21 protein-coding genes and 1 tRNA gene are annotated in these 15,432 nt (G+C 30.8%); 4 read left to right on the top strand and 18 right to left on the bottom strand.

Going from position 1 to position 15,432, the window contains the following annotated elements:
- Nucleotides 1–8 precede the first annotated feature (8 nt).
- Genes NMSP_RS07440 through NMSP_RS07455 form a run of 4 tightly spaced genes read left to right on the top strand, consistent with a single transcriptional unit; the run spans nucleotide 9 to nucleotide 3,250 of the window.
- Nucleotides 9–1,055 (top strand): phosphate uptake regulator PhoU, encoded by a 1,047-nt coding sequence (locus tag NMSP_RS07440; RefSeq protein WP_086908150.1) that lies wholly within the window; start codon nucleotides 9–11, stop codon nucleotides 1,053–1,055.
- A gap of 9 nt (nucleotides 1,056–1,064) precedes the next feature.
- The gene (gene hflX / locus NMSP_RS07445) at nucleotides 1,065–2,186 is read left to right on the top strand and encodes a GTPase HflX (RefSeq protein WP_086908151.1); all 1,122 of its coding nucleotides are present in this window, start codon (nucleotides 1,065–1,067) and stop codon (nucleotides 2,184–2,186) included.
- On the top strand, nucleotides 2,176–2,709 hold the full coding sequence (locus NMSP_RS07450; RefSeq protein ID WP_086908152.1) for a TrmH family RNA methyltransferase: 534 nt from the start codon (nucleotides 2,176–2,178) through the stop codon (nucleotides 2,707–2,709). Before hflX ends, NMSP_RS07450 begins: the two co-directional genes overlap by 11 nt.
- A 25-nt stretch (nucleotides 2,710–2,734) precedes the next feature.
- Complete coding sequence (locus NMSP_RS07455; RefSeq protein WP_086908153.1) at nucleotides 2,735–3,250, top strand: transcription factor; 516 nt, start codon at nucleotides 2,735–2,737, stop codon at nucleotides 3,248–3,250.
- Between the two features lie 48 nt (nucleotides 3,251–3,298).
- Here NMSP_RS07455 and NMSP_RS07460 read toward each other — a convergent pair whose 3' ends face one another.
- From NMSP_RS07460 to NMSP_RS07545, 18 genes are all read right to left on the bottom strand, one after another.
- Entirely contained in the window at nucleotides 3,299–3,592 is a 294-nt protein-coding gene (locus tag NMSP_RS07460; protein WP_086908154.1) for a hypothetical protein, read from the bottom strand.
- A 2-nt stretch (nucleotides 3,593–3,594) separates the two neighbouring features.
- Entirely contained in the window at nucleotides 3,595–4,152 is a 558-nt protein-coding gene (locus tag NMSP_RS07465) for a hemerythrin domain-containing protein (RefSeq protein WP_086908155.1), read from the bottom strand.
- 89 nt (nucleotides 4,153–4,241) lie between these two features.
- A complete protein-coding gene (locus NMSP_RS07470; protein ID WP_086908156.1) occupies nucleotides 4,242–4,520 on the bottom strand; it encodes a hypothetical protein in 279 nt (92 codons plus the stop codon).
- A 36-nt stretch (nucleotides 4,521–4,556) separates the two neighbouring features.
- Nucleotides 4,557–5,213, bottom strand: a complete 657-nt coding sequence (locus tag NMSP_RS07475; protein WP_086908157.1) for a 2,5-diamino-6-(ribosylamino)-4(3H)-pyrimidinone 5'-phosphate reductase — start codon at nucleotides 5,211–5,213, stop codon at nucleotides 4,557–4,559.
- Nucleotides 5,200–6,390: an amidohydrolase family protein gene (locus NMSP_RS07480; protein ID WP_086908158.1), complete on the bottom strand. Its 1,191-nt coding sequence runs from the start codon at nucleotides 6,388–6,390 to the stop codon at nucleotides 5,200–5,202. The genes NMSP_RS07475 and NMSP_RS07480 overlap by 14 nt, the downstream gene beginning before the upstream one ends.
- Entirely contained in the window at nucleotides 6,390–7,136 is a 747-nt protein-coding gene (locus tag NMSP_RS07485; RefSeq protein WP_086908159.1) for a GTP cyclohydrolase IIa, read from the bottom strand. The genes NMSP_RS07480 and NMSP_RS07485 overlap by 1 nt, the downstream gene beginning before the upstream one ends.
- Nucleotides 7,137–7,138: 2 nt before the next feature.
- Entirely contained in the window at nucleotides 7,139–7,549 is a 411-nt protein-coding gene (gene ribH / locus NMSP_RS07490) for a 6,7-dimethyl-8-ribityllumazine synthase (protein ID WP_086908160.1), read from the bottom strand.
- Between the two features lie 2 nt (nucleotides 7,550–7,551).
- Nucleotides 7,552–8,217 carry a 3,4-dihydroxy-2-butanone-4-phosphate synthase gene (ribB, locus tag NMSP_RS07495; RefSeq protein ID WP_086908161.1) on the bottom strand — a complete coding sequence of 222 codons (666 nt, stop codon included), beginning with the start codon at nucleotides 8,215–8,217 and terminating at the stop codon, nucleotides 7,552–7,554.
- Between the two features lie 72 nt (nucleotides 8,218–8,289).
- Nucleotides 8,290–8,880: a riboflavin synthase gene (locus NMSP_RS07500; protein WP_086908162.1), complete on the bottom strand. Its 591-nt coding sequence runs from the start codon at nucleotides 8,878–8,880 to the stop codon at nucleotides 8,290–8,292.
- 54 nt (nucleotides 8,881–8,934) lie between these two features.
- A complete protein-coding gene (locus NMSP_RS07505) occupies nucleotides 8,935–9,639 on the bottom strand; it encodes a tetratricopeptide repeat protein (protein WP_086908163.1) in 705 nt (234 codons plus the stop codon).
- Nucleotides 9,640–9,643: 4 nt separating this feature from the next.
- On the bottom strand, nucleotides 9,644–10,498 hold the full coding sequence (locus tag NMSP_RS07510) for an HpcH/HpaI aldolase/citrate lyase family protein (RefSeq protein WP_086908164.1): 855 nt from the start codon (nucleotides 10,496–10,498) through the stop codon (nucleotides 9,644–9,646).
- A 7-nt stretch (nucleotides 10,499–10,505) separates the two neighbouring features.
- Nucleotides 10,506–11,582 carry a zinc-binding dehydrogenase gene (locus tag NMSP_RS07515; protein WP_086908165.1) on the bottom strand — a complete coding sequence of 359 codons (1,077 nt, stop codon included), beginning with the start codon at nucleotides 11,580–11,582 and terminating at the stop codon, nucleotides 10,506–10,508.
- Nucleotides 11,583–11,623: 41 nt separating this feature from the next.
- The gene (locus NMSP_RS07520; protein ID WP_086908166.1) at nucleotides 11,624–11,908 is read right to left on the bottom strand and encodes a DNA-binding protein; all 285 of its coding nucleotides are present in this window, start codon (nucleotides 11,906–11,908) and stop codon (nucleotides 11,624–11,626) included.
- Between the two features lie 6 nt (nucleotides 11,909–11,914).
- On the bottom strand, nucleotides 11,915–12,367 hold the full coding sequence (locus NMSP_RS07525; protein WP_086908167.1) for a 30S ribosomal protein S19e: 453 nt from the start codon (nucleotides 12,365–12,367) through the stop codon (nucleotides 11,915–11,917).
- Nucleotides 12,368–12,656: 289 nt separating this feature from the next.
- The gene (locus NMSP_RS07530; RefSeq protein WP_086908168.1) at nucleotides 12,657–14,273 is read right to left on the bottom strand and encodes a hypothetical protein; all 1,617 of its coding nucleotides are present in this window, start codon (nucleotides 14,271–14,273) and stop codon (nucleotides 12,657–12,659) included.
- 43 nt (nucleotides 14,274–14,316) lie between these two features.
- Complete coding sequence (locus NMSP_RS07535) at nucleotides 14,317–14,580, bottom strand: ribonuclease P protein component 4 (RefSeq protein ID WP_086908433.1); 264 nt, start codon at nucleotides 14,578–14,580, stop codon at nucleotides 14,317–14,319.
- Nucleotides 14,581–14,667: 87 nt separating this feature from the next.
- Nucleotides 14,668–14,741 (bottom strand) — tRNA-Gly (locus tag NMSP_RS07540).
- Nucleotides 14,742–14,763: 22 nt separating this feature from the next.
- Nucleotides 14,764–15,432: a ribosome biogenesis protein gene (locus NMSP_RS07545; protein ID WP_086908169.1), complete on the bottom strand. Its 669-nt coding sequence runs from the start codon at nucleotides 15,430–15,432 to the stop codon at nucleotides 14,764–14,766.

A 15,432-nucleotide genomic window follows, 5' to 3' on the forward strand; every position in this document is an offset into this window, starting at 1 on the left:
ATTAGATTATGGAAGAACAAGGGGAAACTAGGAAAATACAGTTTACAGGCAAGTCATCATACATAGTTTCATTGCCAAAACAATGGATTAACGAATTAGGGTTAAAACAAGGAGACCAAATACGAATGGTCAGAAAAGGATCATCCACTTTGGAACTATTCCCGCCAAAATTTGAATCACGAACACAAAAGAAAGAAGATGCCACTATAGAAATTTCCGAAGATGAAAAAGCAGAGTCCATAGTTAGAAAATTAATCTCATTATACTTTTTAGGATTTAGAACAATTAATTTAAAATCAAAAAATGGAAGACTGGACCCATCACAAAGAAACACAGCAAAAGAAGCTGTAAAAAGAATGTTAATGGGTTCAGAAATCATTTCAGATTCGAGTAGCGGAATAACAATTCAGGTTCTTGTAAATTTATTAGAATTATCAGTTGATGGAGCTTTCAAACGAATGATACATTTAGCAAAATCAATGTCAAATGATGCAATTTTAGCGCTAAAAGAAAATAATTTAGATTTGGCGCAAGAGGTCATCAATACAGACGATGAAGTTGATAGATTTGGATTTTACATTATTCGTCAGTTGAAAATAGCAATACAAAATGAACATTTTCTAAAAGAAATGGGTTTTAGGAATGCTAGAAATTGTTTAGGTTATCGATTAGTTGTAAAAAATATTGAAAGAACTGGGGATCATGCAGCATTTATTGCAAAGGACTTTTTGGAATTTAAAAAGCCAATCAAAAAAGAAATTTTGAATAAATTGCAAGAAATGAATAACTTTTCTTTGACAGTATTAGATGAATCATGTTTAGCACTTTTCAAAGAGGATTATTACCAGGCAGAGAAAACTATCAAAAAAATAGAAGAAATTAGCAAATATGAAAAGAAAGTCAGGGATTCATCAAAATCATTAAAAGATGATGAAGAAATTTACAGAGTTAGAAGATTGTCAGAAAATATCAGAAGAATTTCTGAATATGCAAGTGATATTGCAGAAATTGTCCTAAATATGAATATTGAAAAAACATTAAAGAAAATGGAATAATCTATCAAAATGGACAAAGCAATTCTGATTACATATGACAAAGAGGATGCCATAAATGAAGCAAAGGGATTATGTGAAGCAGCAGGATATGAAGTAGTTCATATTATTCAAGAAAATTATCTTCAAAAACCAAAATATGGAATTAGTCTGGGAATTCTAGAAAAATTGCAAGAAATTGCAGATAAAATTAGACCAGATGTAATTGTATTTGACGAGATTCTAAAACCTAGTCAAAATTACAATCTAGCAACAGAATTACAAAGAGAAATTTTAGATAGAGAAGGACTAATTCTGGAAATTTTTGAAAGTAGGGCATCAAGTGCAGAATCAAAATTACAAGTAAAATTAGCACAATTAAGATATGAAATGGTCAGAGCTAAAGAAAAAGTTCGTTTAGCAAACATGGGAGAACAACCAGGATTTATGGGAATAGGCAAATTTGAAGTTGATGTCTACTATAACGATATCAAACATAGAATGCAGACAGTAAAAAAGAAATTACTAAAAGCAGGAAAACAAAGAGAACTTCACAGACAAGGAAGAAAGAGAATGGGATTTACAACAATTTCATTGGCAGGTTACACGTCTGCAGGAAAAACTACATTATTTAATAAAACTACAGGTGAAACAAGAACTCAAAGTAATGAGTTGTTTACAACATTGTCAACCACAACAAGAAGAATAATAATTAATCAAGAACCAGCATTAATTGCAGATACGGTTGGATTCATCAGTAAATTACCAGCATATATGATAGATGCATTCAAATCTACATTAGAAGAATTAACTTATTCAGACATTATTATTCTAGTTATTGATATTAGTGATTCGCAGTTAGAATTAAAGAAAAAATTTGCTAGTTGTATGAGAACATTGGATGAATTAGGAGTTAAAAAAGAAAAAATAATTTTTGCGTTAAATAAATTAGATCTAATTAAAGAAGATCAAATTAATTACAAAAGAGAATTACTAAATTTAGTTGAAAATGAAAAAGTAGTTTTAGTCTCCTCAAAAACAGGTGAAAACATAAAACAATTGAAGGAATTAATTCAGAATACGATTATAAATCAAAATCCATATAAATATAAAAAAAATGAAATGGAAGGAGTTGTAGATAAATTTGGTAATTGAAGTTGTTAGAATAGGACAGCGTGTTGTAAGAGACGACAGAGTGACTACGCATGTTGCACTAGTTTCAAGATCCTTTGGAGCAAAAAAAATATTCATGACAGAAGTAAATCCTGAAATTAAAGATACAGTTGAAAAAATTAACAACACATGGGGTGGAGATTTTGTTATTGAATTTGTCGATAATTGGAAATCAGTGATAAAAAATAAAAAAAGTGAAGGTTACAAAATAGTTCATTTATCGATGTATGGTGAAAAAATTAATCAAATTCAAAATCAACTACGTTTAGAAGACAAAATGTTGATTGTAGTTGGGGCTGAAAAAGTACCCAGAGAAATTTACGAATTAGCAGATTACAATGTGGGTGTCGGAAGTCAACCTCATTCAGAAATTAGTGCATTAGCCATTTTATTAGATAGAATTCAGGATGGGCAACAATTTGAAAAAAACTTCCCAAATGCAAAAAGAAAGATCATACCCACAAAAAATGGCAAAAATGTCCAAGTAAATGAGACAAGGGATTAATACTAGAAACTAAGGATGAATTAAGTTGGTAGACAAATACGAAGATCCTTTTGTTAGAATTGCATCAATGATTGGAGGAGATGAATATCTCAAAGTAGCAAGATCTCTGTTAAAGGCCGAAGATGCAACTGATGAAGAAATAGCCAGTTCAACAGGTCTTAGAATTAACATGGTAAGAAAAGTGCTATACGATCTTTTTGGAAAATCTTTGATTACAGGTATTAGAGTAAAGGATGAAAGAAAAGGATGGTTTGTTTACAGATGGAGAACAAGACGAGAAGAAGTAGAACATTTTATTGAAAATCAAAAAAAGAAAATTGAAGAGAGATTACAACAAAGATTTGATTATGAAAATGCATCAGACTTTTATCATTGTGGAAATGAGGATTGTCCAAGAGTTACATTTGAAGATGCATTGGAGGGCATGTTCAAATGTCCATCATGTCAAAATGTATTAAATATAAAAAAGAATGAAAAATCTCGAAAAGCATATTCAAAAAAGATAGATGAAATCAAAAAAGATATGCAACAAACATTTTGATTGATTAAAAAATTATTAAATTAATACAATTCTAAAAGAATAATTTCATTAATCTTCATATTCGTCATCCTCATATTCATCATCATCTTCTTCATCCTCACATTGTTCTAATTCTAGATGACTTGGAATGCCATCATCTTGGAAAAAAATCTCAATGCAAATATCAGTATTCAAAGTTGAAGCTAACGTTTCAGCCAAATTCTTAGGAAAATTACCTAATCTACTAGGATCATCAGAGTATCGATATTGGGTAATTTGTTCATCATGATGAAAATCAATCTCAATATCACCGCTTCTGAATTTTCTAACTTTAATTACTTCTCCAAAAATTGAATTAGACAAAATTAATTTCCATGATTAGAAACATCACGAGTTAGATTTTCAGCTAATTCCTCATAATGTTGTCTTGATTTACCTAATTCATTCAATTGAGATTCTTCAATTCCAGAGAGTTCCTTGTCAACTTTTTCAGAAACATATTGTAATCTTGCTTCAGCCATCATGAATAATTTGTTGTTTTCTTTCCACAAATGTTCGGTAATATGATCAACATAAAGTTGCATATCAGAAATTAATTTTTCAGAATCTCCAGATGAAAGATATTCTTTTGCTGAATTTTCCATAGAATTTCCAATTTCTCGAGAACGTTCATGATCGATTAACATCATAGCAATCGGTCCCATTTTACTTGGTAATCCTGCTTTTTCTAATGCAGGAAATAATGATTTTTCTTCCTTTGTATGATGACAAACATCAGTAAAATTTTTTGAAAAATCAATTACAGGAAGTAAAATTGATTCAGGAATTTGTTTACCATCATTTAATAATTCAATTGTAGATTGCATAGCTTTGATTACTTTTTCAATTAATTCATGATCACGTCGAAGTGATGTAGTAGACATATTTAAAAAAAATAAAATCCAATATCTATATCTTTTTAATTTAAAATAATTAAAATATAGAATTAGTTAACGAGGGTTCGCTAACTGGTTTAACGGTTAGATAGGCTTTTTGATTTAACAAATGCCCAGATCTTTTTGGTCATCTCACTAGGAGCGATTGGTTTCTTACCAAATACTTGTTCTACAGTTTCTTGACGACCTGCAAAATTAATGGCGTATCCTCCAAATGCTGGTTTCTTTGTTTTTGATTTAGTAGCGGCCTTTCTTTTAGGTGCAACTTTCTTTTTTGTTGCAGCCTTTCTTTTAGGTGCAACTTTCTTTTTTGTTGCAGCTTTCTTTTTTGTTGTAGTTTTCTTTTTTATTGCCAATTTCTTGTACTTTCATTTGAGATAAACTATAAGAACTTACACTTTGATGTAATTTATCACAAGATGATTTTTGAGCCTCTTAACAGATTTTAGTTTCAAATTAGGTGAATTAACTATTTTGGCAAATCCCTTTCCTTCAACTAAAGAGGTGGCATCATTTCCTCCAATTAGATAAGGAGATAAAGTGATAATTAATTCATCAAAAATATTATTTTTAATAAATTCCCAATTTACTGTACCTCCACCTTCAACTAAAATAGTTTTAATTTTTTTAGTAGAAAGTTTTTTCATTAATAATTTTAAATTAACAGAATTTTCTCCAGAAATAATTATTTCTACTGGTAATTTTTTTAATTTTGATAGATTTGCTTTACTAATTTTTTTAGAAACAGCAATTATAGTTGGAATTTTATCACTTGATTTAATTATTTTAGAATTTTTTGAAATTGTACCTTTAGAATCTAAAATTATCCTTGTAGGATTTTTTCCTTTTGTATAACGTACTGTTAATAATGGATCGTCTTTTAACATAGTATTCTTTCCAATAAGGATTGCATCCACTTTTGATCTTAATTTATGCAATCTAGTACTATCTTCTTGGGAAGATAACTTAGAATCATTTGATCTTGTAGAAATTTTTCCATCAATTGAAATTGCTGCACTTAAAATGATATGCATATTAGATTTTTCCATGTACAATTTTTCCTCCAATCATTACTGCTTTGATTGTTGATTGAGATGCTCTATGTACAATAGATGCATAAGGATTATGCATAGGTTCTAAATCTAATGCATGTTTATCAAGAAAAATACAATCAGCTATTTTTTTTGTTTGAATAACACCAATTTCTTTTTTTAGAATTTTTCCAGCATTGACTGTTGCCATTTTAAGAATTTCTTTGGGGTCTATTCTCTTTTTTTTAATTCCCATAGTTACCTTCCAGAGATAATCCATTTCACGAAACATGTCTGGTGAATTAATCATTACATTATCTGTACCTAATCCTAATAGACATCCAGCATTTTGCATTTTTTCAATATCAGGAATTCCTTCAGATAGTGAGGAATTGGCTCTAGGGCAAATAATTATGCCTCTAGTTTTCTTAGATGTAGCATCTAGATCTTTTTTAGAAGCATGAGTCATGTGAATCAAAAAATCAGGTTTTAATGATAATGCTCTAAGAGTTTCTGATTTTCCAGTAATTCGTTTTGATTTTTGAACACTTTCTATAGTTTCAGAAGAATGGATTGCTCGTAATTTTTTTGTTTTTGAATACGATTGTAATACAGATGTACTATGCTCATTAGCACCACTAATACCAATTCCATCACAAATTTTTACTAAAGATGGAAGTTCAAGAGTTTTTTCCTTTGGAAAAGGGCTATTTTTTTTAATTTCTGATGTGCTTTGGTGAAAATCTAGTCTTCCTAGAAGAATTGTACGAATTGGCAAATCATCAACCGCTTTTTTAAGTAATATTGCACCATCTAGTCCACCTTCTCTGAAATCAACAAATGTGGTAATACCTTTTTGAATCATAGAGCGACATGTATTTTTCATAAATGTTGAGAGATATTCATTAGAAGTGTTTTTCAAAATTTTAGATTTAATTCCAAACATAGGATGTATTTTTTGATTTACAGTACTATTCAATGTAATATCTTTACCAATTGAATCAGCAATATGCGTATGAGAATTTATGAATCCTGGGATCAATAGTAATCCTTCACAATCTATTGTATCTTTTTTTGATTTAGATTGTATGTTCTGATTAATTTTCTGAAATTTATCATCTCTAATTTGAACATCAATATTTGAAATGAAATCTAAATTTTCACCAATTAATGCACTGATATTTTTTAATAACATTATAATTCATAAACATCAGGTTTCTGTTTTCCTGAATCTCGTATTTCACGTATAGTATCAAGAGATTTTGTGGCTAATTTAGCTGCATTCCTACTAGTTTTAGCATTTCCAATACCACAGTTCAAAGAAATTTGGTCATCATTTTTAATTATATCAATAAAATTTTGAACAGAATTTTTTGCATCATCACTTGCAATTACCATATAATTATCACCGCCTAGAAAAAATGAAAGAGAATTTTTTTCAATGAAATATCTGCCAATTTTAGAATATAATTCAAAAACTTTTAATGAAATTTCATATGGAGAGTTATCTTTTCTTTGTGATTTTAGATCATCAACATCCAAATGCATTATTGAAACATCAAACTCTAAACTATTATCAATGAACCCATAGATACTATGTTCTTCATTTAATATCACACTATTTTGTTTACCCTCATATGCTTTTAGATTAGCATCAAATGGAGATTTTCCATATCCAATTGAAATAGTTAAACTAACTTCAAATGATTCTTTAACGGATTTTTGAATTTCAATATGATCATTTAGAGTAAGACCATTTGATACAACAAAAAATTCATCTGATTTATTTAAAAATACCAAGCAATTTTTTGCAGAAAATAATTCTTGTACTTTTTTGTAAAGAGAAGCCTGCAACATCTGTAATTCATGTTCTCTGTCACTACCTAATGTTAAAGTCCAAGGCCCATATTCAGTAATTTTTAAGATACTTAATTGGATCATTCTTAAATTTTTTCCAATTCTTTTGAAATTGTAACAAGTGCTTCGATAGCTCTTTCTGCAACAGGTCTAATTCGGGCATAAGCGTGTCTTTCTTGCATTCCAGGTCCAGTTATTCCAAGAGAAACAGGTTTTTGATATTTTAGTGATAAATCAGTTAAGGATCTAGCTGCAGCATGAGATATCACTTCATCATGTTTAGTTTGTCCTTTTATTATAGCACCTAAAGTTGCAACACCGTCAACTTGTTGATTTTGTAACAATTTATCTACAATTATAGGCATATCATAGGCTCCAGGAACCTTACAAACATGAGATATTGTTAATTTCATAGAATCTGCTTTTTCTTTTGCAACTTCTAACATGCGGGATGTTACCTCTTCATTAAATTCTGAAACTACAATGGCTATATTCAAAATTAATTCACCTTAGCGTATTCCAAAAGTTCTTTTCCATCAATTAATGGAATTCCATTTTGTTTTCCAAATTTTTCTGCTTTATCTACAGATAATGCAGTATAGGTTTCTGCATCCATCATTTCGCAAATAGCTGTTACTGGAGTCAATCCTGCAGTCTTAGCCAAGTATACAGACATTTCTGTATGTCCTTGACGTGATGCCACTAATCCTTCTGATGCAATCAATAAAGGAACATGACCTGGAGTTTTAAATGATGATGAGAATTTTTTCTGTTTATTTTCAACTTTGTAGATATTAGCCATTTCCAAAATTGTTAATGCTCTGTCTTTATCTGTGATTCCTGTGTAAGTTTGATAATGATTTACAGATAATGAGAATGTTGGGTAATCGCCATACGGAGCTAAACCCATTATCATTTCTTTATTTGACATAGATGAACTTGCAAGAGTATCATGCATGTATTGTAATTCGAGCGATTTTGCAAAATTATTTTCAAGAGCAATACATAGTAATCCACCTGCATTCTGTCTCATTCGTGCAACATGCTCAGGAGTGATAAATTCTGCTGCAACAACCATGTCAATTTCATTTTCACGTCCTGCTGAATCAAATAATAATACAAATTCCCCACGTTTAAGAGATTCAAGTCCAGTTTCAAGTGACATATACAAAAATTATTTCAATCTAGGTATATAGTTTACTAAAAAATGGGTAATTACCACTATAATTGTAGATAATTAGGCTTGCTTTAAAATATACTTTCCAAGAATGTCAGTTTCAATATTAACCTTATCTCCAACTTTCTTAGTATGAAAATTTGTAATTTCTATAGTATGAGGAATTAAAGAGACGGATGCCAGTGTTTTTTTAATATCAACAACAGTTAAACTAATTCCATCAATTGCAATAGAGCCTTTCTTAACAACATATTTTGCTAAATTTTTTGGAACTTCAAAGTATACTTGAACTTCTTTTGGTTTTTTAACAATTTTTTCGATTATTCCAACACCATCAACATGTCCTAAAACAAAGTGACCCTCTAATCTATCACCTGCTTTCAAACTTCTTTCAATATTTACGACTCCACCAACTTTTAGATTACCAAGATCAGTTTTCTTTGTAGTTTCTTCAATCATTTCAAAAATACATTTAGATTTTGACAGTTTTGTTGCAGTAAGACATACACCATTTAGTGCAACGCTTTGTCCAATTTTTAATCCCTTTACTTGTTTACCCAAGTCAATAGTCATTTCAATTGCACTACGATTTTTTGTAATTTTTGAAATTTTATTTACTTTTCCAACTCCTTCGACAATACCTGTAAACATTAAAAAAAATACATTGTCTTTGTATAAAATGATTTAGATAATTCTAAACATTAATTATTTTGAATCAGAATTTTGAAATTCATCATCACAAAATTGATGAAAAACAGTGCATTTATTCTCTTTAGCATCTGATTTGATTTTTGGCATATCTTTGTTGAGCACACCCTGAGCAGCTAAAAATGCTTCATCAGGCATGTTTAATTTTTCATATAATTTTGATTTTGCAGGAGGTATTTCCCTTAAGCTTGAGTCAATTCGTTGAGCTAAGTCATAATAATCAATTGCATCTTGGAAATTTCCTAAATGACTTAATGAGATGGCTTTGTTCATTAATGCAGTTACATCATTAGGGTCAATAACAAGTGAAGTATCATAATATCTAATTGCATCTTTATGGCGATCTAATTCATTTAACGAGATCCCCATGCTATTTAGGGCCCAAAGGTCTTTGGGGTCAATTGACAAAAGTGTTTCACATAATTTTAAAACTTCATCATATTTTTTCAAACTTTCCAAAGCAAATACTTTATTTTTTAGTGCATATGCATCAGTATTTTTGATTTCAAGAACTTTATCACAATATGTAATGGCCTCTTCAAAATTTTTCAAATATATCAAAGATAATGAGATATTTTGTAAAGCAAGCATGTCAGTAGGATCTTTCTTTAGCAGATCCTTACAATAATCGTATAATTGATCATATCTTTCACTATTAAAAAATCGAGTAATTACATTGGTTGGATCAAGAAGGTCAATCATTCTCTTATTCTACAATTTCTAAAAGTGCTTTTGCTTGTTTATAGTGAACCTCGTCTATCATTTTGCCATCAACTGTTGTTGCACCTTTACCTTTTTTTGTTGATTCCAAATACACTTTACAGACTTTTTTTGCCCACAAAATTTCAGTTTTATTTGGGTAAAATGATTTATGCACTGTAGAAATTTGATCCGGATGAATCACACTTTTGCCAGAATATCCTAAGCTTTTTCCAAAATTACAATCTTTTTTTAATCCTTTCAAATCATGTAGATCCTGCCAAATACCATCAATGGCAGATATTCCTGCAGCTGCAGCATCAACAGGTATTTTGTATCTAGAATATTTACCACCTGGTGCATCTTTTGTGTATTCGACACCCAAATCATTTAGTAAATCAAAGATACCAAAAACAATTGCAGTTACGCGCTTTCCAAATGATGCAATTGGATATGAGTTTACTACACCTTCTGCTGATTCAATGGATGGAATAATTTGAATGGGTTTTAGTTTTTTAGATTTTTCTAAACCAGAAAGAATTTTTTGTATTTTTTTTAATTCTGAAACGTTATTCACTTTAGGAATTACGATTCCATCAATTCCTTTTTGAACAATTTCTTTTAGATCTGATGGAATTTTTCCAGATAACGGGGAATTAGTTCTAACAAATATTGATGAAGAATATTCTGAACGAGATTTTAGGGCATTTTTGATTAATTTTCTAGCACTGATTTTTTCATTATCAGGAACAGAATCTTCCAAATCAAAACATACAATATCAGCCTGAAGCTTTTTTGCTTTTTCTAGAAATCTGGGATTATTTCCGGGAACAAAAATGAGACTTCTGAAGAGCTGAGTCATTAAATGACTATGCGCCTTCAGGCTTCAATATGATTTTGCCGAAGAACTTACCAGTTAACATTTTTGTGTGAGCCTCTGCTGCTTGCTCAAATGTATAAACTGAGTCAACTGCAGCTTTAATTTTTCCTTGACCCATCCAGTATAGACCTTGATCTAATTCAGCTTTTGTTCCTTGTGTTGAACCTAAGACATTGATTCCTTTGAAGAATATGTGTCTAAGATCTATTTGTGCATCATAACCTGTTGTTGCACCACATGAAACTAGGGTTGAACCATATTTGAGCAATTGTAGTTGCTTGTTAAAGTGGGTTTGACCAATATGATCAAATGCTAGATCAATTCCAGGTGCTTCACCTTTTGTTTTTGCAATTTCTTTACTGATTTTGAAGACTTGTTTACTCCAGTCATCTTGTCTATGATCAACTGCATAATCAGCACCTAATTCTTTACATTTATCTAATTTATCTGGACTTGCAGTTGCAATAACATCACAGTTGTATAATTTAGCAATTTGAATTGCAAAACTTCCAACACCAGAACCACCACCCATTACAAGTACGGTTTGACCTGGAGTAATGTTGGCTCTGCCAACTAACATGTGCCATGAAGTTAGAATTGTCATGGATGCTGCTGCTGCATCTTCATATGAAACTCCTTCTGGAATATGTGAAACATTAACTTCTGGTAGGTGAACTTCTTCACTGTATGCACCCCATAGTGGACCAGTTTGGAAACCCCAAACTTGTCTTCGAGTACAATCAAATTCTCTTCCGGAAGTACAAGCACTACAAACTCTACATGCTAAATTAGAATGGGAAACAACTCTGTCTCCAACTTTGAAACCTGTTACATCTTCACCTACGGCGATTACATCTCCAGCTACATCTGAACCTGAAATGTGTGGTAGAGGAATTGCAATTGGAACACCTCTCATTCCCCAAATATCATTATAATTTAGGGCAGATGCTTTATTGGTAAAAACTACCTCATCTGGTTTTGGCTTCGGGGAATCAATATCTTCAACCTTGAGAATTTTTGCATAATTATCATCTGGTGCATATTCACGGTATACTACTGCTTTCATGGTTTCAATCTAATTTACCCCTAATTATATTTTATTGGGATCTATACTCTGTTAATTTTAAAATCACGTTTAGGTTGTTGTGTAGAAATAAGAATTTGCTTCAATTGATCGTCAGTTATCTGTCCGGGCATTTTTCCCTGTGTTGCCATTCCAATTAGATATTGCTCAACAAGATCGGATAACTCAGGTTTGACCATTTTGATATTATTTAATCTCATTCTAGCTTCTGGAGTTAAAATTTGTTTTAGGATTTGCTCTTTTTGTGCTGCTGCTTCATGATTAGGATTTTGATCTTGTGGTATATCGTTTGGTTCAGGAAAACTCATTTTGATCTAACGATAAATTTTCAATTCAGGTTTTTCTAGAATTAATTCATTGAGTATTTCTGTAGCAAGTCTATCTAGTTTTTGCATTCCATTTTTAGAAACAACTCTACCTTTCTTTTCAACTATTTCTAAATAGCCAAGTTTCTCTAATCCATGAATTGCGTTACGAACAATTGCACCACTTGCATCTCTATGATGAGCAGCACCATATCCATGTGGTTTGCCACCACCATAATCTTTCTTTAATTCATTAACTCCAATTGGGCCATTAAAGTAAATTTTTCTCATAATTGATGCACATCTAGTATGCCACCATTCACTGTCTTGTGGTGGTTTGTCTGCATGGGCGCCAGTTTTGACAAATGGAGTCCAAGAAGGAGCAGGAATATCTTCATTTTTTAGAATGTTAGCTAATCTCTCAATTAAGACATCTGCTGGTACATCATAGACTTTTGCCATAAACTGCAAAAATCGATAATCGTCTTATAAATCATTTTAAGAGAAAATGTCTGATAATTTAAGAACTTAGGCAGAGATAAATTTCTAAAAGATCGCAAATTCGATAAAAATTTTCAAATTAAAAAGACAAGTCAGAGAAAAAGAAAGTCAAGTAGAGACTCTTTTTAGAAAGTAATACCATAGTATAGCCAATGAAAAAAGATTGGCGTCAATATGGAGAAGGTGGAAAAAATAGATGGTCAAAAGAAAAAGAAAATGATACAGAAGAGGAATTAGAATAAATTATCATTTATTGAATTTCTAAAATTCCTTCTTTGATTAAGAATTGAATTCCTTGAATGAAAGCATCATCATCAATTGCACCAGCTGCCCACCACTCTGCATTGTTTTTGATCCAATTTGGAATTTCATTTCCAGAGCTAGCTCCTTGTGAAGTAGATGGAATTTCTAAAATTCCTTCTTTGATTAAGAATTGAATTCCTTGAATGAAAGCATCATCATCAATTGCACCAGCTGCCCACCACTCTGCATTGTTTTTGATCCAATTTGGAATGGTGCTAGTTTTTTCTTTTGTTAAGATCGATTGAGAGTTAATTTCAAAATTAGATGTAGATACAAGAAAGTTTTTAAAATTATTAGAATATTGACCAGTTAAAATTAATTTAAATTCATACTCTCCATCAGTTGGAATAAAAATAGATTCTTGATAAATTCCATCCGGAGCTAAAATACCAAGATATTTTTCTCCAGTTCCAATATTTGACCAAATTTCTTTTCCAGAGGAATCAGTAATGCCATAAACAAACAAGAGATCTGTTACAGGAATATTATTTTTATCGTAGAAGGAAAATGTGAAAGGAATATTTTTACCAGAAACTAAATTAGAATTCCAATAAACTTCTCCAATTATATCATTTTCAAAAGAGAATTTAATGTCATTAAAATTAATTTTTTCACCAGATAAAATTTCTAATTTAATTGAATCATTGTTTGATGTAGAAAGTAATTTACTTTTTATTTCGAAAAGATCATTATGAGGAACCTCAATCTTTATAGAATTTTTTTCAGGATTTGAAATATTAAATTCATAAAACTCATTGGAAATTTCCACGTCATTAAGAGATATCAATAATTCATTATCTACTGGAATAGACGAAAAATCTTTGTTAAATGAGATTATTTGGTTTAGACTTGAACTATCACTATGATCATTCCAGTCAAATGGTATTTCATATGATATTTTATTTAATGATTCATCATATACAAAGTTAGAAATTTCATTATTATGAGATTTTACAGAAATTGGAAATTCTTCTGCTGAAGCAGTTTTTATTTCAAAAATCTGTTTGTCTGGAAGATGCAAAAAGGTTTCAAAAAGCAAGTCTTGAGTAGTCAAAGTTTTTGGATTTGTTGCACCTACAATAGAAACTTGAACAGAATATTGTCCACTTTTATCAAAAATTGGTCCTTGAATTGTGGGTAGTGAATCTCCTCTTGCATAATATCCACCTGCTATAGCATGTTTTTCACCATTATACACAGTACACTTCCAAAGTTCTTTTTCCATACATCCAGTTGTAGGTTTGATCTTTAGTTCCAATTTTCCATCTTCGTCATAAAAATACTCATTTGCAACTAAATTGTCATCTTGAAAAATTTTAACACGGTACGTCACACTTTGAATGTTAACATCAGTTTCACTATCAAAAAATCTAATTGATAGATTTGTAGATTTTGAATCACCGAAACTGAAATCTTCTGGGAAAAGAGTTGTACTTACTGCAACTTTTAATCCATCAAGATCAATTGGAGGTGCCATTGCACCAGAATGATGTTGAGCATATGCGGGAGTAATTGAAAATACAAAAAGAACCACAAATAGAGCTAAGACTAATTTTAGAATCATAATTGTAATGATTTTCAACTTATTAAAAAATAATTGCAAATTGTCAGGAGATTACTTTACGGTATGTGTGACCACAAAAATTACATGAGATTCTGATCGATTTAACAGATGCCCTACCCAAACGAATTCTAGAATTTAGTCCTGGAGCAATGAATGATTTGCACTTTTTGCAAAAAACTATTCGAAGGTCATATGGCATTCGAATTTTATATTTACTGCTAATTCGGCGTGCAATGGAGGCCTGTCTTTGTGATAATTCAGGATCGGTTCTAGCATTACTGATTGCATTATCAATTAAAATTTGCATTCTTTCCATTGCAATTTTGTAAACTATAGGCTTCACAATAATTTCTAAAAATACAGGTAAAAATTAGTTCTGATTAAAATTAAAGACTGCAGTCAGCGGGATTCGAACCCGCGTCACAGGGTTGGAAACCCCGAATACTAACCAGGCTATACTATGACTGCGCTGAAAATAAAAACAAAATTCCTACATAAAAATGGTTTTTTCGTACTCATATAGGATTCTGGATGCAACCACATGACATTCAAAGGATTCATTTCCAACAGAGTATAGATTTGTGATCTTATTTTGCACTGAATCAGAAAAATGACCCTTTTGAAATCCACCTAGTACGATACATGAGTTATCAGGAATTTCAGATGCAATTTTTTGGTATGAACTTAATTCTCCTTCGGTAGAAAAACCAATAACATTAGATGGATTGATTTCTTCAATTAATTCTGAAAAAGTTTGTTCCTTCATATCAAGTAACAATTCATTTTTTGACATAATTTTTTTTTCTTGAAATAATTTTTCAATTACACCTTGAAACCTATGATAAGATTTTGGGATGTGAACATTTTTTCCAAAATGAATTACTTTGTTATCAATAGTATGAACAAACAGATTTAATTTATTTTGATAGTATAATGGAATTGATGTAGCTTCAAGTATTGAAAAATGAACAAGATCAGGTCGTCCACGTTTAATTTCATTTTTTATTCCCTTCATTGCAGCAAAATGCCAGGAATTATCCAACAAAATATCAGAAGGATATTTGCCTAATTTTTTGGCATGTGAAACTACTGATGGGTGTTCTTCCAACTCATAGGGTACAAGTTCTAGTGCAGATTCGGATAAAATTAAAGAAATCAT

Origin of the sequence: Candidatus Nitrosomarinus catalina (assembly GCF_002156965.1) — an archaeon.
Taxonomy (GTDB): domain Archaea; phylum Thermoproteota; class Nitrososphaeria; order Nitrososphaerales; family Nitrosopumilaceae; genus Nitrosopumilus; species Nitrosopumilus catalinensis.